Consider the following 20,651-nt stretch of genomic DNA (forward strand, 5'->3'; position numbering starts at 1 on the left):
AGGGGCTATTTTCGGGTAATCAGCCGGGGAGAAATAATCTGGTTTCTCGCCGCGCCCTGTCCCTCTTCCATACGCCGTAAAATACACTCCGCGAGGCTTTGTCCCAGCTCCCGGGCGGGCGTCGTCACCCAGGTCAGCGGCAGATCGTCCAGCGCCTCCTCGGGTAACTCCGCAAAGGCCGCCAGCGCGACCCGCTGTTCAAAATAGCTTTCGACGCCAGCTTCGCCGCTCTGGCGCCCGGCGCGCATCAGCCCAAACCACGCCCCGGTGGCAATCACGCTGTTGTAGCACAGCACCGCGCTAATCGTTGGGTTTTGCCGCAGCAGCGCCGCCATCGCCTCTGCCGCCTGCTTCTGGCTCGACTCGCACTCCAGCACCCACTCGCTATGAAACGGCAGGCCATACTTCAGCAGGGTGGCGCAGTAGCCGCCTACCCGTTCGGCGCGCGTCAGGGACGAGCTCTGCCCTCCCAGCCAGGCAATGCGCTGATGGCCGCGGCGGATCAGGTGCTCGGTGACAATCTGCGCCGCCTGCATATTATCCGGACGGATCAGGTCGACATCGTCGAGATAGCTGGCGCGGGAAGCAAACACCAGCGGCATTCCAGCTTGCGCCGCGCGATCGCGCAGCTCCGCTCCCTGGTCGATCGCCCCGGCAATCACCACGCCGTCGACCCCTTGCGCCACCAGGGTATCAAAACGCTGGAGCATTTTTTTCACCGCTGTGCCCCCCCCTGGGTGAGAAACACCATTCTGCCCTGCGACTCAAGCGCGTCGGTCAATCCGGCGGTCATCTCCGCGTAGAAAGGCTTCGATAAGTCGCTGACGATCAGGCCAATAACGCCGCTCTGGCCGCCGCGCAGCGACGCCGCCTGGCGGTTGCGCACGAAGCCCAGCTGTTCAATGGCATGATTGACGCGCTCGCCGGTCGCCGACGAAATACGCCCCTTGCCGCTCAGCACCAGCGATACCGTACTGACCGACACGCCCGCCGCCTGGGCGACATCATTAATGGTGATTTTTTTCGCGATAGCCATAACTGCAGGCCGACTCCCTTTGGCTGTCGATAAAACGTTTTATCAAGATACTCTCTTTATAAACGTTATTATCGCCGGAATATGTGATTTTTATCGCACTAAAATTTGGTAAAACGTTTTATCTTTCCGTGGCGTTACATCCTACCGATAACTTAAAGAACCAGGATTCGTGTTATGACGGCGAAAACAGCAACCAAAATTACCCTGTGGGAGTTTTTCCAGCAGTTAGGGAAAACCTTCATGTTACCCGTGGCGTTGCTCTCCTTTTGCGGGATCATGCTGGGGATCGGCAGCTCTCTGAGCAGCCATGATGTCCTGACGCTCCTGCCGTGGCTGGACGTGCCGCTGCTGCAGGCCGTATTCATCTGGATGGGCAAAGTCGGCTCCTTCGCCTTCAGCTTTCTGCCGGTGATGTTCTGTATCGCCATTCCACTGGGTCTGGCGCGAGAAAACAAAGGCGTCGCCGCGTTTGCCGGTTTTGTCGGCTATGCCGTGATGAATCTGGCGGTTAACTTCTGGCTGACGGCCAAAGGCATTCTGCCGACCACCGATGCCGCCGTCCTCAAAGCGAACAACATCCAGAATATTATCGGCATTCAATCGATCGACACCGGGATCCTCGGCGCGGTGATCGCCGGGATCATCGTCTGGGTGCTGCATGAGCGTTTTCACAATATCCGCCTGCCCGACGCGCTGGCCTTTTTTGGCGGCACCCGCTTTGTACCGATTATCACCACCGTGGTTCTCGGCCTGGTCGGTCTGGTCATTCCGCTGATCTGGCCCGTCTTCGCCATGGGGATCAATGCCCTCGGCCACGTCATCAATAGCGCGGGAGATTTCGGACCGATGATTTTCGGTACCGGAGAGCGCCTGCTGCTGCCTTTCGGCCTGCACCATATTCTGGTGGCGCTGATCCGCTTTACCGAGGCGGGCGGAACCCTGGACGTTTGCGGCCATAGCGTCAGCGGCGCGCTGACGATTTTCCAGGCCCAGCTCAGTTGCCCAACCACCCACGGCTTCTCCGAAAGCGCGACCCGTTTCCTCTCGCAAGGCAAAATGCCGGCCTTCCTCGGCGGCCTGCCGGGAGCGGCGCTGGCGATGTACCACTGCGCTCGCCCGGAAAACCGCCATAAAATTAAGGGGCTGCTGATTTCCGGCGTTATCGCCTGCGTGGTAGGCGGCACGACCGAGCCGCTGGAATTTTTATTCCTGTTCGTCGCCCCGGTGCTGTACGTTATCCACGCGCTCCTCACCGGACTGGGTTTTACCATGATGGCCATTCTGGGCGTGACTATCGGCAACACCGACGGCAACGTTATCGACTTTGTGGTGTTCGGCATTCTGCACGGTCTGTCAACCAAGTGGTATCTGGTACCGGTGGTCGCGGCCATCTGGTTTGCGGTTTACTACGGTATCTTCCGTTTCGCTATCACCCGTTTTAACCTGAAAACCCCGGGACGCGATATTGAAACCAATAGCGCTTTCGAAAAGGCCGTCACCGGCGTGACCGGAAAATCAGGCTATAACGTTCCGGCGATTCTGGCGGCGCTCGGCGGCGCGGAAAATATCGTTTCGCTCGATAACTGCATTACCCGCCTGCGTCTGTCGGTTAACGACATGAGCAAAGTCGACAGCGCCGCGCTGAAAGCGAATCGCGCCATCGGCGTGGTGCAGCTTAACCAGCACAACCTGCAGGTGGTGATTGGCCCGCAGGTGCAGTCGGTGAAAGATGAAATGGCTGTCCTGATGAATACCGTCGAGGCATAGGCTCCGCCCCCTCCGAACAGGAGGGGGACATGATGAAGGAAGTGCAGATGTTTGATTTTTCAACGCCGGTCGACCGTCACGGCACCTGGTGCACCCAGTGGGATTACGTCGCCGACCGTTTTGGCGCGGCCGACCTGCTGCCCTTTACGATCTCCGACATGGATTTCGCCACCGCCCCCTGCATCATCGATGCCGTCAGCAAACGCCTGGCGCACGGCGTTTTTGGCTACAGCCGCTGGAAAAACGATGAATTCCTCGGCGCGGTGAGCCACTGGTTCGCCAGCCGTTTTCATAGCCCAATCGACCGCGAAGCAATTGTTTACGGGCCGTCGGTTATCTATATGGTGGCGGAGATGATTCGTCAGTGGTCGGCAACGGGTGACGGTATTGTGGTACACACTCCGGCCTACGATGCCTTTTATAAAACCATTGAAGGCAACCAGCGGCGCGTCGCGGCGGTTCCGCTCTCCCTCGACATCCATCAGTGGCGCTGCGATATGGCGCAGCTGGAACGGGTACTGGCTCAGCCGCGTAATACCGTGCTGCTGCTGTGCAGTCCGCATAACCCCACCGGCAAGGTATGGACCCGCGAAGAGCTGGAAACCATGGCGCGGCTGTGCGAGAAGCACGGCGTAAAGGTAATTAGCGACGAGATCCACATGGACATGGTGTGGGACGAACATCAGCACACCCCGTGGTGCGAGGTGGCGCGCAGCCCCTGGGCGCTGTTCACCTCCGGATCGAAAAGTTTCAACATTCCGGCGTTTACCGGCGCATACGGGCTGATTGACGATCCCGCGGCGCGCGAAAGCTATCTGCACGCGCTTAAGGCCCGCGATGGCCTCTCTTCCCCTTCCGTACCGGCGCTGGTGGCGCATATCGCCGCCTATCGCGAGGGCGCCGCCTGGCTGGATGCCCTGCGCGGCTATCTGCAGGAGAATATGCGCTACATCGCGCGCGAACTGAATCAGGCGTTTCCCGAGCTAAACTGGCAGCCGCCGCAGGCGACTTACCTGGCGTGGATTGACCTGCGCCCGCTGGCGGTGGACGATCGCGCCCTGCAAAAAGCACTTATTGAGGAACAGAAGGTCGCCATTATGCCAGGGGACACCTACGGCGATGAGGGTAAGGGTTTTGTCCGTCTGAATGCCGGCTGCCCACGTGAAAAGCTGGAAAAAGGCGTGCAGGGATTAATTGCCGCCCTGGGCTCGCTGCGCTAACTGTTTTCGCTGGCCACCAACGCGGTAGCGGCCTGTCCGCTACCGCTGACTCTCCGCTCACTCATCCGTCCCCCCCGCACAATAAAACGATATTTTGACGAGACTCAAAAAACGCTATTTCACAAAGGTGTATTTAAATGCCGTTTTTAATTCCCGTCAAAATATTCACCAGGAGGAAAAAATATGAACACCTACGATCGTAACCGTAACGCTATCGCTACCGGCAGCATGGTTATGGTGGCCGACAGCGGCGCGACGGGCGTCATCAAAGCCATCCACGCCGAGGGTAAAACGGCGGAGCAGCTCCGCCGGGCGGACTGCGTGGAAATAGACGGACATCAGGGGTTATATTGCCCGCTAAACCTTATTCGCCTGGGCTTTAATTAATCGCAATATCCGTCATCAATATCTGACCGCGGATCCGCAGGCGTAAAAGGCCACCCAGGCGTGGCCTTTGATATTCTCTTTATCGTTCAATTTGATCCCATCGAGCGTTTTACATTAATAAGCAGCGTATTATCGCCCCTCTTCTACCCGCTACGGGTAATATACCTTCTGAGTTCAGAGGCATCTTCATGACATGGCAACAGTTCAAACAGGCGTGGCTGATTAAATTCTGGTCGCCCGTCCCCGCCGTTATCGCCGCGGGTATTCTCTCAACCTACTACTTCGGTATTACCGGCACCTTCTGGGCCGTCACCGGCGAATTCACCCGCTGGGGTGGGCAATTGCTGCAGCTCGTCGGCGTGCACAGCGAAGAGTGGGGCTACTATAAGCTCATTCATCTCGAGGGCACCCCGCTCACCCGTATCGACGGCATGATGATCATCGGCATGTTCGGCGGCTGTTTCGCCGCCGCGCTGTGGGCAAATAACGTCAAGCTGCGCTTCCCCCGCAGCCGGATCCGCATTCTGCAGGCCGTCGCCGGGGGAATCATCGCCGGTTTCGGCGCCCGTCTGGCGATGGGCTGCAATCTGGCCGCATTTTTTACCGGTATCCCACAGTTTTCTCTGCACGCCTGGTTCTTTGCCATCGCTACCGCTATCGGAACCTGGTTCGGCGCGCGCTTTACCTTACTGCCCATCTTCCGTATTCCGGTAAAAATGCAGAAAGTGTCCCAGGCCTCGCCGCTGACGCAAAAACCTGACCAGGCGCGGCGCCGGTTCCGTCTCGGCATGGTGGTCTTTTTCGCCATGATCGCCTGGGGCCTGCTCACCGCGGCCGATCGGCCGAAGCTCGGCCTGGCGCTGCTGTTTGGCGTCGGATTTGGCCTGCTCATCGAACGGGCGCAGATCTGCTTCACCTCCGCCTTTCGCGATATGTGGATCACCGGGCGTACCAATATGGCGAAGGCGATTATTTTCGGCATGGCCGCCAGCGCTATTGGGATCTTCAGCTACGTGCAGCTGGGTATGGAGCCGAAAATCATGTGGGCGGGGCCCAACGCGGTTATCGGCGGCCTGCTGTTTGGCTTTGGCATCGTCCTGGCGGGCGGCTGCGAAACCGGCTGGATGTACCGCGCGGTGGAAGGTCAGGTGCACTACTGGTGGGTCGGGCTGGGCAACGTTATCGGTTCAACGATCCTCGCCTACTACTGGGACGGGCTCTCTCCGGCGCTGGCCACAAGCTGGGATAAAATCAACCTGCTGGCGACCTTCGGGCCATTTGGCGGCCTGCTGGTGACCTATCTCCTGCTGCTGATCGCGCTGATTCTGGTGATTGGCTGGGAAAAACGGTTTTTCCGCCGCCAGTCTCTCGCCCCCTCGACCGTTAAGGAAAGCGCATGAAAACTCTGGTCCCCGATTATCGCCTCGATATGGTTGGCGAACCCTGCCCCTATCCGGCCATCGCCACGCTCGAAGCCATGCCTTCGCTGAAGAAAGGCGAGATTCTGGAAGTGGTCAGCGACTGTCCGCAGTCGATTAACAACATCCCGCTGGATGCCAAAAACCACGGCTACACCGTGCTCGACATTCAGCAGGATGGGCCAACCATCCGCTATTTGATTCAAAAATAGCCAGAAAAAAGCCGGTAGTGGGCTACCGGCTGTCTTCCGCATCACATGCGCCAGCCCGCGCGTCACGGGCCTGAAAACGTCAATGATTACCAGCCCTTAACCGCATCGCCTTTGTAAAGCTGCTCTGCTGCCGCGGCCACCTCATCGCTCTGGTAGGCCTTCACCAGGTTTTTCACCTTTTCGCTGTCTTTATTTTCGATACGACTGGCGAAGATATTCACGTAAGGGGAATCTTTGCTTTCCACAAACAGGCCGTTGCGCGACGGCGACAGCCCGACCTGGCTTGAGAAGGTGGTATTGATAATCGCCATGGTTATCTGCTGGTCGTCCAGCGCGCGGGTGAGCTGCGGCGCTTCAATTTCGACGATTTTTAGCTTTTTCGGGTTGTTAATAATATCCAGCGAGGTGGGCAGCAGACCCACGCCGTCCTTCAGCGTAATCAGCCCCTGCTTTTGTAGCAGCAGCAGAGAGCGGCCGAGGTTAGTTGGATCGTTGGGGACCGCCACCTGCGCGCCATCGGGCAGCTGAGCAACCGACGTGATTTTCTTCGAATAGGCCGCTATCGGATAAACGAACGTGGTGCCAACCTGAACCAGCTTATAGCCGCGCTCCTGGATCTGTTTGTCCAGATAGGGCTTATGCTGGAAAGCGTTAGCATCAAGATCGCCATTGTTCAGCGCCTCGTTGGGCAGGACGAAATCATTAAACGTCACCACCTCAACGTCGAGATTGTACTTCTCTTTCGCCACTTTTTGCGCCACCGCCCAGACTTCCTGGTCAACGCCTGCGCTTATGCCCACTTTGATGTGGTTGGGGTCCTGCTCGCCAGGTTTGCAGGCGGCCAGCAGCAGCGAGCCTGCGACAACCAGCGGTACCGCGACTTTTTTTAACGTGAAGATCATATTCCCAGAGTCCTTTTTAAAATTGCCTGCCATTCATTGCAGGAAAACCAGCGCCTGAGACTATAGAAAATCTCGGGCGCGAAATTAAATACTGATTGTCTATGATTAATAGCGTTTTGCTATGAGCGATTTCGTCATTGCTCCCTTTAAGAGGGCAATCTTCCCTTCCCTCACCGTTTTTCCTTGTATTGTTCGGTAATTTTCTCCGCTTTTAACCATTTATCGTTCTGATGTACAATGACGCGCACTTTAACTAAAAAAAGAGTGCGACCATGATTGATTTAACTTTGCCACTAACCGACATCCATCGCCACCTTGATGGTAATATCCGGGCCCAAACCATTCTCGATCTTGGCCGCCAGTATAACCTCGCCCTTCCGGCAGACACCCTCGACACCTTACGTCCTCATGTACAGGTCACCAGCAATGAGCCTGACCTGGTCAGCTTCCTCGCTAAGCTGGACTGGGGCGTAAAGGTGCTGGCCTCGCTGGAAGCCTGCCGCCGCGTCGCTTATGAAAACCTCGAAGATGCCGCACGCAACGGCCTGCACTACGTTGAACTGCGTTTCTCTCCGCGCTATATGGCGATGACCCACCAGCTGCCGGTCGCGGGCGTGGTCGAAGCGGTGATCGCCGGCGTTAAAGAAGGCAGCCGCGACTTTAACGTTGAGGCCCGCCTGATCGGTATTCTGAGCCGCACCTTTGGCGAAGCGGCCTGCGAAGAGGAGCTTGCGGCCCTGCTCGCCCATCGCGATGGCATCACCGCCCTCGACCTCGCCGGAGATGAGCTCGGCTTCCCGGGAAATCTGTTTATGGATCACTTCAGCCGCGCGCGCGATGCGGGCTGGCGCATCACCGTACATGCGGGCGAAGCCGCTGGCCCGGAAAGCATCTGGCAGGCGATTCGCGAACTGGGCGCCGAGCGTATCGGCCACGGCGTGAAGGCGGTGCAGGATCCGGCGCTGATGGATTATCTCGCCGCGCAGCGAATCGGGATTGAGTCCTGCCTGACCTCTAATATTCAGACCAGCACCGTGCCATCCCTGGCCGAGCATCCGCTGAAAACATTCCTTGAACACGGCGTGCTGGCCTGCATCAATACCGACGACCCCGCCGTTCAGGGCGTCGATATTATCCATGAATACACCGTCGCCGCCCCGGCAGCCGGTTTAAGCCGCGAGCAAATTCGCCAGGCGCAGAGAAACGGTCTGGAGCTCGCCTTTTTAAGCGCCCAGGAGAAAGCGGCGCTGCTCCAGCGCGTGCAGCAGGCTTGATGTTTCTCCCCCGTGCCAGCACGGGGGGAAGCTCAATCAGCGCCTGGCCAGCGCGTTTCGTCAGGTCGGCCTAATTCAGGCACAGCGTCGCCCGATGCCTGGCCGACTCCAGCCCAAGCTCAATCAGCTCCATAATCTGAATCGCCTGGCTTGCCGGAACCGGGTTAACGCCGATGCCATTAAGCGCATCGCGAATGGCGGCGTAATACGCTGGATAGTTGCCCGGTAGCGTCAGCCACGACTCCTCGGTGATTTCCTCGCCTTCGGCACGCGTCAGCAGCCCGTCGCGCATATCGTACCCCCAATCCTCCTGCGGCAGGCGCTCGCCGCTTTTCAGCCGTTCTTCCTGCGGATCAAGGCCGTATTTCACATAGCTTCCCCGCGAACCGTGGATGATAAAGCGCGCCGTTTCCGCCGCGGCCACCAGGGTTCCGTGCAGCACCACGCGACGCTGCGGCCAGGCCAACACCGCATGAAAATAGTCTGTGGACTGGGAGCCAGGCCGTAGCTGAGCCAGGTCGACCTGCATACTCACCGGCAGACCGAAGAGATTTACCACCTGGTCCAGCAGATGCGGGGCAAGATCGTACCAGATGCCGCTGCCCGGCCCACCTAGCTCGCGCCAGCGTTGCCGTACCTGCGGTCGATAGCGGTCGAAATGCGACTCAAAATAGCCGACTTCACCTAACAGGCCTTCGTTAATCAGCGACTTCACCGTCAGAAAATCGCTGTCCCAGCGGCGGTTATGGAACACGGACAGCAGTCGCCCCTCGCTTTTGGCAATGGCCTCAAGCTCGCGAGCCTGTGACAGTGTCACGGTAAACGGTTTATCCACCACTACATGCTTGCCCGCTTCCAGCGCAGCTTTCGCCAGCGGGAAATGGGTATCGTTGGGCGTGGGGATCACCACCAGATCGATATCGGGGTCGCTAAAGAGCGCCTGCGGTGCGGTCACCACCTTCACCGCAGGCCAGTCGGCCAGCACTTTCGTTTCATCGCTGCTCGAGACCGCCGCCAGCGTCATCCCCGGCGTACCGCTGACCAGCGGCGCATGAAAGGTTTTGCTCGCATAGCCGTACCCGATTAAACCTACCCGGATAGGGTCACTCATTTTTCTGCCCCCTTAACGAAATGTCGCAGCCGCACTAACACCGCGATTCTGAACGCATCTTCGACGCGTTTGCCCCTGCACCGGTTGCTCAGCTTTACGCCATTTGCGCAGCTAAGATCATGTAACACTTGCGTTACTTCAGTCGTTGAGTACCATTTCAGTCTGGTTTCACCATTTGCCGTAGAGTTATGGAAAACGTTTTTAACCGTATTGTAGAACTTATTGGCTGGATTGTTTTGGGCGTTTCGGCCCTGCTTTTAGTTATCGCTCATCATATTGATAACTACCAGTCCCCGCCTGCCGTTGATGCTGTTCAGACGAAGCCGCTGTCGAAATAAACAGTGACCCGCTTCGCAACTATGCAACCGGTTTCTGAAACCGGTTGCATAGTTGCATACGCCTTTATTACACTCTCTTTATCAATCGATAAGGAGTTTCTTCATGTCCAAATTCCCGCAACACTTTTTATGGGGCGCCGCGACCGCAGCCTGGCAGGTTGAAGGCGGTCACGATGCCGACGGCAAAGGCCCTTCTATCTGGGATATTTATTCCCACCTTCCGGGCACCACCTATCAGGGGACGACCGGTGACGTCGCCGTTGACCACTACCATCGTTTTCGCGAAGACGTAGCGCTGATGGCGGAAATGGGTTTACAAAGCTATCGCTTTTCTATTTCCTGGCCCCGCCTGCTGCCTGGCGGCCGCGGTGAAGTGAACGAGGCTGGCGTCCAATTCTACAGCGACCTGATTGACGAACTGCTGGCGCATAACATTGAACCGATGATTACCCTGTACCACTGGGATCTTCCCCAGGCGCTACAGGATGAAGGCGGCTGGGAGGCGCGCAGTACCGCGGAAGCCTTCGCTGAGTACGCTCGCCTGTGCTATCAACGTTTTGGCTCCCGGGTCAAACTGTGGGCAACCTTTAACGAGACTATCGTCTTTATCGGCCACGGTTACATTAACGGCCTCCATCCTCCTGCGGTGCGCGATCCGGCGCGCGCCATTCAGGCCTGCCACCACGTCTTTATCGCCCATGCGCTGGCCGTGAAAGCGTTTCGTGAAATGGGCGTGGCGGGGGAGATAGGTTTTGTCAACGTTCTGCAGCCGCACACCGCATTAACCGACAGTGAGGAAGATAAACGGGCGACAGAGATGGCGGACGCCATCCATACCCACTGGCTCTACGATCCGGTATTAAAAGGCGGCTATCCCGCAGAGCTACTGCAGCAGACCCGGGCGCTGTGGGGGGTTCCGGTCTTTGAACCGGGAGACGACGCGCTGCTGCGTGACAACCGCTGTGACTTTATCGGCCTGAACTACTATCGCCGTGAAACCGTGTCGGCGCAGCCTCCTGAAGTACCGACCGGCGGCGAGCCGGGCGTGGATGGGCTCTTCTACTTTGTGCGCAACCCGCAAAGCACCTATACCGAATGGGGCTGGGAAATTTGGCCTCAGGGCTTAACCGACGGGATCATGATGATTAAAGCGCGCTACGGTGATATTCCAATCTACATCACCGAAAACGGCCTGGGGGCAATAGACCCGATTATCAATGGCGAAATCGTCGATGACCCGCGGATTGACTATCTCAGTAGCCATATTACCGCGCTGGAAAAAGCGCTGGAACAGGGCGCCGACGTGCGCGGCTACTACCCCTGGTCCTTTATTGATCTTTTGAGCTGGCTGAACGGTTACAAAAAACAATACGGATTCGTTTATGTCGATCACCAGCAAAATCTGGCGCGTAAACGGAAAAAGAGTTTTTTCTGGTACCAAAACGTTATTGCCAGCCGAGGCGAACAGCGTTAATCTTCTCTCCCAGGCGCCTTCCGGCGCCTGATTCAGTTCTGGAATACTCTTAAATTTCTTTTTACCAGGCCGGAAACATCATCTGTTCTTGTCACCGGTATTTACAACCGAAATAATTGCATACAGTTTATCTTAGAAAGGAACTGCCGGTTGAGAACAGGTTTACTCAGTATGGGTATATTCAACTTAATTTATTCCGATTATAAAATGGATACGCAAATGACCGTTCAGGACTACTTATTAAAATTTCGTAAAATCAGTTCGCTGGAAAGTCTGGAAAAACTTTTTGATCACCTTAACTATTCCCTGACCGATAACGAAGAGATCGTCAACATGTATCGCGCGGCCGACCATCGCCGGGCGGAGCTGGTTTCTGGCGGCAAATTGTTCAACATCGGCGAAGTGCCCAAGTCCGTCTGGCGCTACGTGCAATAAAGACTGTCATCATTCACGCCAGTTGCTTATACTTCCGCCCTGCTTTTATTTATAACTGGCGTTGAATTCTGGAGTAATAATGTCTTCTGACTCTGTGGAACGTATTGGCGGATGGCTTCTGGCACCGCTGGCATGGCTCCTGGTAGCCCTGCTTAGCGCCTCATTGTCGCTGCTGTTTTTTGCTGATGCCCTGATGTCTTCCCAGACTTACACATTGCTGAGCGCGATGAGCATCGAACATCTCGCCCTGTGGATCGCCTCCTTAGCCTTTGCGATCGCCATGTGGTACTACACGCTGTGGTTGACCATCGCCTTCTTTAAACGGCGGAAAGGGGTACCGAAGCACTACATTATCTGGCTGCTGATCACGCTTCTGCTGGCGGTAAAAGCCTTTGCCTTTTCCCCGATTTCCGACGCGCTCGCGCTGCGCCAGCTGCTATTCCCTCTCCTCGCCGCAGCGCTGCTTGCGCCCTATTTCAGGCGTTCTCAACGGGTTAAGCGGACCTTTGTGAATCCGTAATAACCACACAGTTAACCTGTTGTCGCCGGTATCGATTTATTCGATAATAGACGGCTTTTTCTATTTCAGGTCGAATGATGGCTGATTATTTACTGCTCTTTGTTGGCACTGTCCTGGTTAACAACTTCGTGCTGGTGAAGTTTCTTGGACTGTGCCCGTTTATGGGGGTTTCCAAAAAGCTGGAAGCCGCTATGGGGATGGGGCTCGCCACCACGTTTGTGATGACGCTGGCCTCTATTTGCGCCTGGTTAATTGATACCTGGATCCTTATCCCGCTGGATCTGGTCTATTTACGTACGCTGGCCTTTATCCTGGTCATCGCCGTGGTGGTGCAGTTTACCGAAATGGTCGTGCGTAAAACCAGCCCGGCGCTGTATCGCCTGCTGGGCATCTTCCTGCCGCTGATCACCACCAACTGCGCGGTGCTCGGCGTGGCGCTGCTCAACATTAACCTTGGGCATAATTTCCTGCAATCGGCGCTGTACGGTTTTGCCGCCGCGGTCGGTTTTTCGCTGGTTATGGTGCTTTTCGCCTCCATTCGCGAGCGACTGGTGGTAGCGGATGTTCCCGCGCCGTTTCGCGGTAACGCGATTGCGCTGGTCACCGCAGGTTTAATGTCCCTTGCTTTTATGGGCTTTAGTGGTTTGGTGAAGTTGTAATGAACGCTGTCTGGATAGCCGTGGTCGCCATTAGCCTGCTGGGGCTAATTTTCGGCTTAATTCTGGGGTACGCCTCCCGCCGCTTTGCGGTGGAAGATGACCCGGTGGTGGAAAAAATTGATGCCCTGCTTCCGCAGAGCCAGTGCGGCCAGTGCGGCTACCCTGGCTGTCGTCCCTACGCTGAAGCGGTGGGGACCCAGGGCGAGAAAATCAACTGCTGCGCCCCCGGCGGCGAAGCGGTGATGCTGAAAATCGCCGAGCTATTGAACGTCGATCCGCAGCCGACAGACGGCGATGCGCAGGAAGCCGAACCGGTGCGAATGCTGGCGGTGATCGACGAGGCGAACTGCATCGGCTGCACAAAATGCATTCAGGCCTGTCCCGTCGATGCCATCGTCGGCGCCACGCGCGCCATGCATACGGTGATGAGCGATCTCTGTACCGGCTGTAATCTTTGCGTCGCGCCTTGTCCGACGCAATGTATTGAACTGCGCCCGGTGGCGCCGACGACAGAAACCTGGAAATGGGATCTTCAGACCATCCCGGTACGCATTATTCCCGTGGAACAACATGTTTAAGTTATTTTCCGCTTTTCGCAAAGATAAAGTCTGGGACTTCAACGGCGGCATCCATCCGCCAGAAATGAAAACCCAGTCCAACGGTACCCCGCTGCGTCAGGTTTCACTGCCGCAGCGTTTTGTCATTCCGCTAAAACAGCATATTGGCGCGGAAGGTGAACTCTGCGTTCAGCCGGGCGATCGCGTCCTGCGCGGCCAGCCGTTAACGCGCGGCTGGGGCAGAATGCTGCCGGTGCACGCCCCGACGTCCGGTACGGTGGCGGCCATTGCCCCCCACTCTACCGCCCACCCTTCCGCGCTGGCGGAAATGAGCGTCATTATTGATGCCGATGGCGAAGACCGCTGGATTGAACGCGATGGCTGGAACGATTACCAGAATAAATCCCGCGAAGCGCTGATTGAGCGTATTCACCAGTTTGGCGTGGCCGGACTGGGCGGCGCGGGTTTCCCGACCGGCGCCAAGCTGCGCGGCGGCGGCGACAAAATCGACACACTCATTATCAACGCCGCCGAGTGCGAACCCTATATTACCGCCGACGACCGTCTGATGCAGGATTGCGCGGCGCAGATCGTCGAGGGTATTCGCATCCTTGCCCATATTCTGCAGCCAGCTCAGGTACTGATCGGCATCGAGGATAATAAACCGCAGGCGATTTCGATGCTGCGCGCGGTATTAGCCGACACGCACGGTATTTCCCTGCGCGTGATCCCCACGAAATATCCCTCCGGCGGCGCGAAACAGCTGACGCAGATCCTTACCGGCAAGCAGGTGCCTCACGGCGGACGCTCCTCTGACATCGGCGTGCTGATGCAGAACGTCGGCACCGCCTATGCGGTGAAACGCGCGGTAATCGACGGCGAGCCGCTGACCGAGCGCGTCGTCACCCTGACCGGGGAAGCGATCTCGCGTCCGGGCAACGTCTGGGCGCGCCTCGGCACTCCGGTCAGCCATCTGCTCAACGATGCCGGTTTCTGTCCGAGCGGCGATCCTATGGTAATTATGGGCGGGCCGCTGATGGGCTTCACCCTGCCGTGGCTCGACGTGCCGGTCGTGAAAATCACCAACTGCCTGCTGGCGCCGTCGGCGAGCGAAATGGGCGAGCCGGAAGAGGAAAAAGGCTGCATCCGCTGCAGCGCCTGCGCGGACGCCTGCCCGGCCGATCTTCTGCCGCAGCAGCTTTATTGGTTCAGCAAAGGCCAGCAGCACGACAAAGCCACCAGCCATAACCTGGCGGATTGCATTGAGTGCGGCGCCTGCGCCTGGGTCTGCCCAAGCAATATCCCGCTGGTGCAGTACTTCCGCCAGGAAAAAGCGGAAATTTACGCGCTTGCTCAGGAAGAGAAACGCGCGGCGGAGGCGAAATTACGCTTTGAGGCCCGTCAGGCGCGTCTTGAGCGCGATAAAGCCGCGCGTCTGGAACGGCATAAGCAGGCCGCGGTCCAGCCCGCGGCGAAAGATCAGGACGCGATTAACGCCGCCCTTGCCCGGGTACGGGAAAAGCAGCGTGACGCGGCGCAGCCAATTATCGTGCTCTCCGGCGCCAAACCGGATAACAGCGAAGCCATTGCCGCCCGCGAAGCCCGCAAGGCCGAGGCCCGGGCACGCAAAGCGCAGCAACAGGCACAAAGCAACGTCGCCGGGCCGTCATCCGACGCCGCCGTTGACCCGCGCAAGGCCGCCGTCGAGGCCGCCATCGCCCGAGCCAAAGCGCGCAAAGTCGAACAGCAGGCGGTTCCTGCGGAAGACGCCGCAGTAGAGCAGCCTGCCGCTGTTGACCCGCGCAAAGCCGCCGTCGAGGCCGCCATCGCCCGGGCCAAAGCGCGTAAAGCCCAACAGCAGGCCGCTCCGGCGGAAGACGCCGCAGCAGAGCAGCCTGCCGCTGTTGACCCGCGCAAAGCCGCCGTTGAGGCCGCCATCGCCCGCGCCAAAGCGCGTAAAGTCCAACAGCAGGCCGCTCCGGCGGAAGACGCCGCAGCGGAGCAGCCCGCCGCCGTTGACCCGCGCAAGGCCGCCGTCGAGGCCGCCATCGCCCGGGCTAAAGCGCGTAAAGCAGAACAACAGCAACAAGCAGTTCCCCCGTCGGCAGCCAATGATGACGCCCGCAAAGCGGCAGTCGCTGAAGCAATCGCCCGCGTTCAGGCCCGGAAAGCATCCCGGCAGGCAGTTAACGAGGATTAAATGGTTTTCAGAATCGCAAGTTCCCCTTATACCCACAATCAGCGCCAGACTTCGCGGATTATGCTGCTGGTGCTGCTCGCCGCCGTGCCCGGCATCGCGGTTCAGACCTGGTTTTTCGGCTGGGGTACCGTGCTGCAAATTATCCTTGCCGCCATCACGGCGTGGGGAGCCGAAGCGGCCATCCTTAAACTGCGCAAACAAAATATTCCCGCGATCCTCGCCGATAACTCCGCGCTGCTGACCGGCCTGCTGCTGGCCATCAGTATTCCGCCTTTTGCTCCCTGGTGGATGGTGGTGCTGGGGACCGCGTTCGCGGTGATCATCGCTAAACAGCTCTACGGTGGTCTGGGTCATAATCCTTTTAACCCGGCGATGATCGGCTATGTCGTACTGCTCATCTCCTTCCCGGTCCAGATGACTTCGTGGCTCCCGCCGCATGAGATAGCCGCCAATGTTCCCGGATTTAGCGACGCGCTGCGGATGATTTTCACAGGTCACACGGCGAGCGGTGGAGACATGAACAGCCTGCGAATGGGCATTGACGGTATCAGCCAGGCCACGCCGCTGGATACCTTCAAAACCTCGCTTCATGCCGGTCACGCGGTTGAAGAGATTCTCCAGTATCCTGTCTACGGCGGCGCGCTCGCCGGCCTCGGCTGGCAGTGGGTTAACGTGGCGTATCTGGCGGGTGGTCTGTTCCTGTTATGGCAAAAAGCCATTCGCTGGCATATTCCGGTCAGTTTTCTGCTGAGCCTTGCCGTTTGCGCTACCCTCGGATGGCTGTTCTCCCCGGAAAGCCTCGCCTCGCCGCAAATTCATCTGCTGTCCGGCGCCACCATGCTGGGCGCATTCTTTATTCTGACGGATCCGGTAACCGCCTCCACCACCAATCGCGGACGCCTGATCTTCGGCGCGCTGGCGGGGTTACTGGTATGGCTAATTCGCAGCTTTGGCGGCTATCCGGATGGCGTGGCCTTTGCCGTTCTGCTGGCCAATATTACCGTTCCCTTGATCGATTACTATACGCGCCCGCGCGCGTACGGCCACCGCTGAGGACCCGAACATGTTACAAAGCATGCGTAAACACGGCATCACGCTGGCCCTCTTTGCGGCGGGGTCTACCGGGCTGACGGCCGCGATTAACGAGCTGACCAAAAGCACTATTGAAGACCAGGCTGCCCAGCAGCAAAAAGCCTTATTTGACCAGGTTATGCCGGCTAATCTTTATAACAACGACTTGCTGAAAAGCTGTTATCAAGTTACCGCCCCGGCGCTGGGAAAAGGCCAGCACAAGGTTTGGATCGCTCAGGATGGCGAAAAACCGGTGGCTGCGGTGATGGAAGCCACCGCACCGGACGGCTATTCCGGGGCCATTCAGCTGCTGGTGGCCGCCGATTTTAAAGGTACCGTGCTGGGTACCCGCGTCACCGAACATCATGAGACGCCGGGGCTGGGCGATAAAATCGAACTCAGAATTTCCGACTGGATCACCCTCTTTGCCGGTAAAGTGATTCATGGGCAAAACGACAGCCACTGGGCCGTGAAAAAAGACGGCGGCGACTTCGACCAGTTTACCGGGGCCACCATTACCCCGCGCGCGGTGGTCAATGCCGTCAAGCGCGCCGGCCTGTACGCACAAACGCTGCCCGCGCAGATTTCCGCATTCACTCCCTGTGGAGACTAAATCATGAGCGAAGTAAAAGACGTTATTGTTCAGGGGTTGTGGAAAAACAACTCCGCGCTGGTTCAGCTGCTGGGGATGTGTCCCCTACTCGCCGTGACCTCGACCGCCACCAACGCCCTTGGCCTTGGGCTGGCGACGACGCTGGTGCTCACCCTGACGAACCTGACCATTTCCAGCCTGCGCCGCTGGACACCGGCGGAAATCCGTATTCCGATTTACGTCATGATCATCGCTTCGGTGGTGAGCGTCGTGCAGATGCTGATCAACGCCTACGCGTTCGGCCTCTATCAGTCTCTGGGGATCTTTATCCCGCTGATTGTCACCAACTGTATCGTGGTTGGGCGCGCTGAGGCCTTTGCCGCGAAAAAAGGCCCGGCGCTGTCGGCGCTGGATGGTTTTTCCATCGGCATGGGGGCCACCTGTGCGATGTTTGTGCTCGGCTCAATGCGGGAAATTCTCGGCAACGGTACCCTGTTTGACGGTGCCGATAGCCTGCTCGGCAGCTGGGCTAAAGTTCTGCGCATTGAAGTATTTCATACCGATACGCCGTTTCTGCTGGCGATGCTGCCGCCGGGGGCATTTATTGGCCTCGGTATGATGTTGGCGGTAAAATACCTTATCGATGAACGTAGCAAACAGCGCAAAGCTAAAGCGGTACAAGCCGATGTCGTTGCGCCGTCTGATGTGACGGGAAAAGCCTGGAATGAATAAGAGTAAACGCCTGGAGATCCTCACCAGGCTCAGGGATAACAACCCGCACCCCACCACGGAGCTGAATTTTCACTCGCCGTTTGAATTATTGATTGCCGTCCTGCTCTCGGCGCAGGCCACCGACGTCAGCGTCAACAAAGCGACGGCAAAACTCTACCCGGTCGCCAACACGCCGGCGGCCATGCTGGCACTGGGCGTTGAGGGCGTGAAGTCGTATATCAAGACTATTGGCCTGTTTAACAGCAAAGCAGAAAACGTCATCAAGACCTGTCGTATCCTGCTTGAGCAGCACAATGGCGAAGTGCCGGAAGATCGGGCGGCCCTTGAGGCGCTTCCCGGCGTCGGCCGTAAAACCGCGAACGTGGTACTCAACACCGCCTTCGGCTGGCCGACAATCGCCGTCGATACGCATATCTTCCGCGTTTGCAATCGGACACAATTCGCGCCCGGTAAGAACGTTGAACAGGTCGAAGAAAAGCTGTTAAAGGTGGTTCCAGCGGAATTTAAAGTCGACTGCCATCACTGGTTAATCCTGCACGGTCGTTATACCTGTATTGCCCGCAAACCGCGCTGCGGCTCCTGCCTGATAGAAGACCTTTGCGAGTACAAAGAGAAGGTCGATCTCTGAACACGCATCGCGTCATTATCCATCAGGGTGATGACGCTGCTTTTCCCCCGCCTTCATCGACATTCACGCCATCATTTTCGCGCTGTTGCGGGTGATTATGCGGTTATATAATCATCGGCCAGCTTATTCATTTTTTTTAGAGGCAAAATTTCTATACATTTGTGATCGAGATCACCTGGTCAATTTATTGTTGATTTAATGTTAACGCTTTTGCGTGCAAACCTGCTGATTCAAATACCCTTAAGTTAAATACCAACACAATAACCCATCAATTTTTAGGATTACGGGCTATATCACTGGATGCAAGCGCATACAGCCGAACATATCGCCATTATGCGAAAAACTTCGGATTCCAGCAGATAAAAACTCTACCTTTGGCTAAACCTTGAAATTTAACTCTGAATAACATTTGAGTAGGCGGTGTATTATGCCGCATGGAATATGTGTAACAGATTATTGCAAAGCTATTGCCTGAAGGGGCAGGATAGTGAACATTACCTGCCGTTTTCCCTCCAGAATAACTATAAAGGCGGCGGTCTGAGAAGATTGCGCCCCGAACACCCCCCGTTAATATGGGATGTAAAAAAAGAGGTATTTGTGTCGACTGCAAACAATAAACCAACAGAAAGCGTAAGTTTAAACGCTTTCAAACAACCACGTTCGTTCTATCTCATCTTCTCTATTGAGCTGTGGGAACGTTTTGGTTTCTACGGCCTGCAAGGGATCATGGCCGTTTACCTGGTTAAACAGCTGGGTATGTCAGAAGCGGACTCTATTACTCTGTTCTCCTCCTTTAGCGCGCTGGTCTACGGTCTGGTGGCGATTGGCGGCTGGCTGGGCGACAAGGTGCTTGGCACTAAGCGCGTCATCATGCTCGGCGCAATCGTTCTGGCTATCGGCTACGGCCTGGTAGCGTGGTCCGGGCACGATGCGGGCATCGTGTATATGGGTATGGCGACGATTGCCGTCGGTAACGGCCTGTTTAAGGCTAACCCCTCTTCCCTGCTCTCAACCTGCTATGAAAAGAACGACCCGCGTCTGGACGGTGCATTTACCATGTACTATATGTCCGTCAACATCGGTTCCTTCTTCTCTATGCTGGCCACGCCGTGGCTGGCGGCGAAGTTTGGCTGGAGCGTCGCTTTCGCCCTGAGCTTTGTCGGCCTGGTTATCACCATCGTCAATTTCGCTTTCTGCCAGCGCTGGGTTAAACAGTACGGCTCGAAGCCTGACTTCGCCCCGCTGCAGGTAGGTAAGCTGCTGGCGACTATCGTTGGCGTGGTGGTTCTCATCGCGATTGCAACCTGGCTGCTGCACAACCAGGGTATTGCACGTATGGCGCTGGGCGTGGTTGCGCTGGGCATCATCGTTATTTTCGCTAAAGAAGCTTTCGCGATGCAGGGCGCGGCCCGTCGTAAAATGATCGTCGCTTTCATCCTGATGCTGCAGGCGATTATCTTCTTCGTTCTGTATAGCCAGATGCCAACCTCCCTCAACTTCTTTGCGATTCGCAACGTTGAACACTCTCTGCTGGGCATCGCTTTCGAGCCTGAGCAGTACCAGGCGCTGAACCCTTTCTGGATCATTATCGGTAGCCCGATTCTGGCCGCCATTTATAACAAGATGGGCGATACCCTGCCGATGCCGATGAAGTTTGCTATTGGTATGGTCCTGTGCTCCGGCGCCTTCCTTGTCCTGCCGCTGGGCGCTAAGTTCGCCAGCGACGCGGGCATCGTAAACGTCAGCTGGCTGGTGATCAGCTACGGCCTGCAGAGTATCGGTGAACTGATGATTTCCGGTCTGGGTCTGGCAATGGTGGCACAGCTGGTTCCGCAGCGCCTGATGGGCTTCATTATGGGTAGCTGGTTCCTGACTACTGCTGGCGCCAACCTGATCGGCGGCTACGTGGCGAACATGATGGCGGTGCCGGATAACGTGACTGACCCGCTGATGTCGCTGGAAGTTTACGGTCGCGTGTTCCTGCATATCGGTGTCGCCACCGGCATTATCGCCATCCTGATGCTCATGACGGCGCCGAAGCTGAACCGTATGACCCAGGACGACGATAAAACGGCAAAAGCCAGCGATACCGCTACGGCTTAAGCTCCCCGGGAAAAC

Annotated in this window: 20 protein-coding genes and 1 pseudogene; 18 read left to right on the forward strand and 3 right to left on the reverse strand. The window is 57.1% G+C overall.

The window, feature by feature from the left end:
• Positions 1-5: 5 nt before the first annotated feature.
• Positions 6-1,036 (reverse strand): annotated as a pseudogene (locus BJF97_RS16065) (Mal regulon transcriptional regulator MalI).
• Between the two features lie 174 nt (positions 1,037-1,210).
• On the opposite strand from BJF97_RS16065, the gene malX reads away from it, so the two are divergent.
• From malX to yedF, 5 genes are all read left to right on the forward strand, one after another.
• The gene (gene malX, locus BJF97_RS16070) at positions 1,211-2,803 is read left to right on the forward strand and encodes a maltose/glucose-specific PTS transporter subunit IIBC (protein ID WP_032692901.1); all 1,593 of its coding nucleotides are present in this window, start codon (positions 1,211-1,213) and stop codon (positions 2,801-2,803) included.
• A gap of 47 nt (positions 2,804-2,850) precedes the next feature.
• Positions 2,851-4,023, forward strand: coding sequence for a MalY/PatB family protein (locus BJF97_RS16075; protein ID WP_032692935.1), 1,173 nt, complete (start codon positions 2,851-2,853; stop codon positions 4,021-4,023).
• 183 nt (positions 4,024-4,206) lie between these two features.
• Positions 4,207-4,410, forward strand: coding sequence for a putative selenium delivery protein YdfZ (ydfZ, locus tag BJF97_RS16080; protein WP_004851411.1), 204 nt, complete (start codon positions 4,207-4,209; stop codon positions 4,408-4,410).
• A 188-nt stretch (positions 4,411-4,598) separates the two neighbouring features.
• Positions 4,599-5,810: a selenium metabolism membrane protein YedE/FdhT gene (yedE, locus tag BJF97_RS16085; RefSeq protein WP_025105821.1), complete on the forward strand. Its 1,212-nt coding sequence runs from the start codon at positions 4,599-4,601 to the stop codon at positions 5,808-5,810.
• Positions 5,807-6,040, forward strand: coding sequence for a sulfurtransferase-like selenium metabolism protein YedF (gene yedF, locus BJF97_RS16090; RefSeq protein ID WP_004102619.1), 234 nt, complete (start codon positions 5,807-5,809; stop codon positions 6,038-6,040). Before yedE ends, yedF begins: the two co-directional genes overlap by 4 nt.
• A gap of 86 nt (positions 6,041-6,126) precedes the next feature.
• Here the strand turns inward: yedF and metQ are convergent, their stop codons facing one another.
• On the reverse strand, positions 6,127-6,942 hold the full coding sequence (gene metQ, locus BJF97_RS16095) for a methionine ABC transporter substrate-binding lipoprotein MetQ (RefSeq protein WP_004851417.1): 816 nt from the start codon (positions 6,940-6,942) through the stop codon (positions 6,127-6,129).
• A 272-nt stretch (positions 6,943-7,214) separates the two neighbouring features.
• Here metQ and add point away from each other — a divergent pair, with 272 nt between their 5' ends.
• Positions 7,215-8,216 (forward strand): adenosine deaminase, encoded by a 1,002-nt coding sequence (gene add / locus BJF97_RS16100; RefSeq protein ID WP_032692902.1) that lies wholly within the window; start codon positions 7,215-7,217, stop codon positions 8,214-8,216.
• 70 nt (positions 8,217-8,286) lie between these two features.
• Here add and BJF97_RS16105 read toward each other — a convergent pair whose 3' ends face one another.
• Complete coding sequence (locus tag BJF97_RS16105) at positions 8,287-9,327, reverse strand: oxidoreductase (RefSeq protein ID WP_032692903.1); 1,041 nt, start codon at positions 9,325-9,327, stop codon at positions 8,287-8,289.
• Between the two features lie 188 nt (positions 9,328-9,515).
• Here BJF97_RS16105 and blr point away from each other — a divergent pair, with 188 nt between their 5' ends.
• The 12 genes from blr to dtpA all read left to right on the forward strand — a co-directional run bounded on the left by blr (position 9,516) and on the right by dtpA (position 20,636).
• Positions 9,516-9,665, forward strand: coding sequence for a division septum protein Blr (gene blr, locus BJF97_RS16110; protein ID WP_014229585.1), 150 nt, complete (start codon positions 9,516-9,518; stop codon positions 9,663-9,665).
• A 103-nt stretch (positions 9,666-9,768) separates the two neighbouring features.
• Positions 9,769-11,139, forward strand: a complete 1,371-nt coding sequence (locus BJF97_RS16115) for a GH1 family beta-glucosidase (RefSeq protein ID WP_014229586.1) — start codon at positions 9,769-9,771, stop codon at positions 11,137-11,139.
• Between the two features lie 219 nt (positions 11,140-11,358).
• Positions 11,359-11,574: a transcription modulator YdgT gene (gene ydgT, locus BJF97_RS16120; RefSeq protein WP_004134363.1), complete on the forward strand. Its 216-nt coding sequence runs from the start codon at positions 11,359-11,361 to the stop codon at positions 11,572-11,574.
• Positions 11,575-11,653: 79 nt separating this feature from the next.
• The gene (locus BJF97_RS16125) at positions 11,654-12,094 is read left to right on the forward strand and encodes a DUF2569 domain-containing protein (RefSeq protein WP_004851426.1); all 441 of its coding nucleotides are present in this window, start codon (positions 11,654-11,656) and stop codon (positions 12,092-12,094) included.
• A gap of 77 nt (positions 12,095-12,171) precedes the next feature.
• Complete coding sequence (gene rsxA, locus BJF97_RS16130) at positions 12,172-12,753, forward strand: electron transport complex subunit RsxA (RefSeq protein ID WP_004102633.1); 582 nt, start codon at positions 12,172-12,174, stop codon at positions 12,751-12,753.
• Positions 12,753-13,331: an electron transport complex subunit RsxB gene (rsxB, locus tag BJF97_RS16135; RefSeq protein WP_014229588.1), complete on the forward strand. Its 579-nt coding sequence runs from the start codon at positions 12,753-12,755 to the stop codon at positions 13,329-13,331. The genes rsxA and rsxB overlap by 1 nt, the downstream gene beginning before the upstream one ends.
• Entirely contained in the window at positions 13,324-15,510 is a 2,187-nt protein-coding gene (gene rsxC, locus BJF97_RS16140; protein WP_032692904.1) for an electron transport complex subunit RsxC, read from the forward strand. The genes rsxB and rsxC overlap by 8 nt, the downstream gene beginning before the upstream one ends.
• Positions 15,511-16,563, forward strand: coding sequence for an electron transport complex subunit RsxD (gene rsxD / locus BJF97_RS16145; protein WP_014229590.1), 1,053 nt, complete (start codon positions 15,511-15,513; stop codon positions 16,561-16,563). It abuts the gene before it with no gap.
• Between the two features lie 10 nt (positions 16,564-16,573).
• Positions 16,574-17,194, forward strand: coding sequence for an electron transport complex subunit RsxG (gene rsxG / locus BJF97_RS16150; protein ID WP_004851434.1), 621 nt, complete (start codon positions 16,574-16,576; stop codon positions 17,192-17,194).
• Positions 17,195-17,197: 3 nt separating this feature from the next.
• On the forward strand, positions 17,198-17,905 hold the full coding sequence (locus BJF97_RS16155; RefSeq protein WP_004851436.1) for an electron transport complex subunit E: 708 nt from the start codon (positions 17,198-17,200) through the stop codon (positions 17,903-17,905).
• Positions 17,898-18,533, forward strand: coding sequence for an endonuclease III (gene nth, locus BJF97_RS16160; protein WP_004851438.1), 636 nt, complete (start codon positions 17,898-17,900; stop codon positions 18,531-18,533). The genes BJF97_RS16155 and nth overlap by 8 nt, the downstream gene beginning before the upstream one ends.
• A gap of 597 nt (positions 18,534-19,130) precedes the next feature.
• Positions 19,131-20,636 carry a dipeptide/tripeptide permease DtpA gene (gene dtpA / locus BJF97_RS16165; protein WP_032692906.1) on the forward strand — a complete coding sequence of 502 codons (1,506 nt, stop codon included), beginning with the start codon at positions 19,131-19,133 and terminating at the stop codon, positions 20,634-20,636.
• Positions 20,637-20,651 lie beyond the last annotated feature (15 nt).

The sequence above is a fragment of the Klebsiella sp. LTGPAF-6F genome (assembly GCF_001753185.1).
Lineage (GTDB): Bacteria > Pseudomonadota > Gammaproteobacteria > Enterobacterales > Enterobacteriaceae > Klebsiella > Klebsiella michiganensis.

Coding starts and splice junctions, on each gene's coding strand:
- BJF97_RS16155 (WP_004851436.1), top strand. CDS start 17,198: ATGAGCGAAGTAAAAGACGTTATTGTTCAGGGGTTGTGGAAAAACAAC.
- yedE (WP_025105821.1), top strand. CDS start 4,599: ATGACATGGCAACAGTTCAAACAGGCGTGGCTGATTAAATTCTGGTCG.
- BJF97_RS16125 (WP_004851426.1), top strand. CDS start 11,654: ATGTCTTCTGACTCTGTGGAACGTATTGGCGGATGGCTTCTGGCACCG.
- rsxG (WP_004851434.1), top strand. CDS start 16,574: ATGTTACAAAGCATGCGTAAACACGGCATCACGCTGGCCCTCTTTGCG.
- rsxD (WP_014229590.1), top strand. CDS start 15,511: ATGGTTTTCAGAATCGCAAGTTCCCCTTATACCCACAATCAGCGCCAG.
- add (WP_032692902.1), top strand. CDS start 7,215: ATGATTGATTTAACTTTGCCACTAACCGACATCCATCGCCACCTTGAT.
- rsxB (WP_014229588.1), top strand. CDS start 12,753: ATGAACGCTGTCTGGATAGCCGTGGTCGCCATTAGCCTGCTGGGGCTA.
- ydfZ (WP_004851411.1), top strand. CDS start 4,207: ATGAACACCTACGATCGTAACCGTAACGCTATCGCTACCGGCAGCATG.
- yedF (WP_004102619.1), top strand. CDS start 5,807: ATGAAAACTCTGGTCCCCGATTATCGCCTCGATATGGTTGGCGAACCC.
- BJF97_RS16115 (WP_014229586.1), top strand. CDS start 9,769: ATGTCCAAATTCCCGCAACACTTTTTATGGGGCGCCGCGACCGCAGCC.
- BJF97_RS16105 (WP_032692903.1), bottom strand. CDS start 9,327: ATGAGTGACCCTATCCGGGTAGGTTTAATCGGGTACGGCTATGCGAGC.
- metQ (WP_004851417.1), bottom strand. CDS start 6,942: ATGATCTTCACGTTAAAAAAAGTCGCGGTACCGCTGGTTGTCGCAGGC.
- rsxA (WP_004102633.1), top strand. CDS start 12,172: ATGGCTGATTATTTACTGCTCTTTGTTGGCACTGTCCTGGTTAACAAC.
- blr (WP_014229585.1), top strand. CDS start 9,516: ATGGAAAACGTTTTTAACCGTATTGTAGAACTTATTGGCTGGATTGTT.
- ydgT (WP_004134363.1), top strand. CDS start 11,359: ATGACCGTTCAGGACTACTTATTAAAATTTCGTAAAATCAGTTCGCTG.
- nth (WP_004851438.1), top strand. CDS start 17,898: ATGAATAAGAGTAAACGCCTGGAGATCCTCACCAGGCTCAGGGATAAC.
- BJF97_RS16075 (WP_032692935.1), top strand. CDS start 2,851: ATGTTTGATTTTTCAACGCCGGTCGACCGTCACGGCACCTGGTGCACC.
- rsxC (WP_032692904.1), top strand. CDS start 13,324: ATGTTTAAGTTATTTTCCGCTTTTCGCAAAGATAAAGTCTGGGACTTC.
- malX (WP_032692901.1), top strand. CDS start 1,211: ATGACGGCGAAAACAGCAACCAAAATTACCCTGTGGGAGTTTTTCCAG.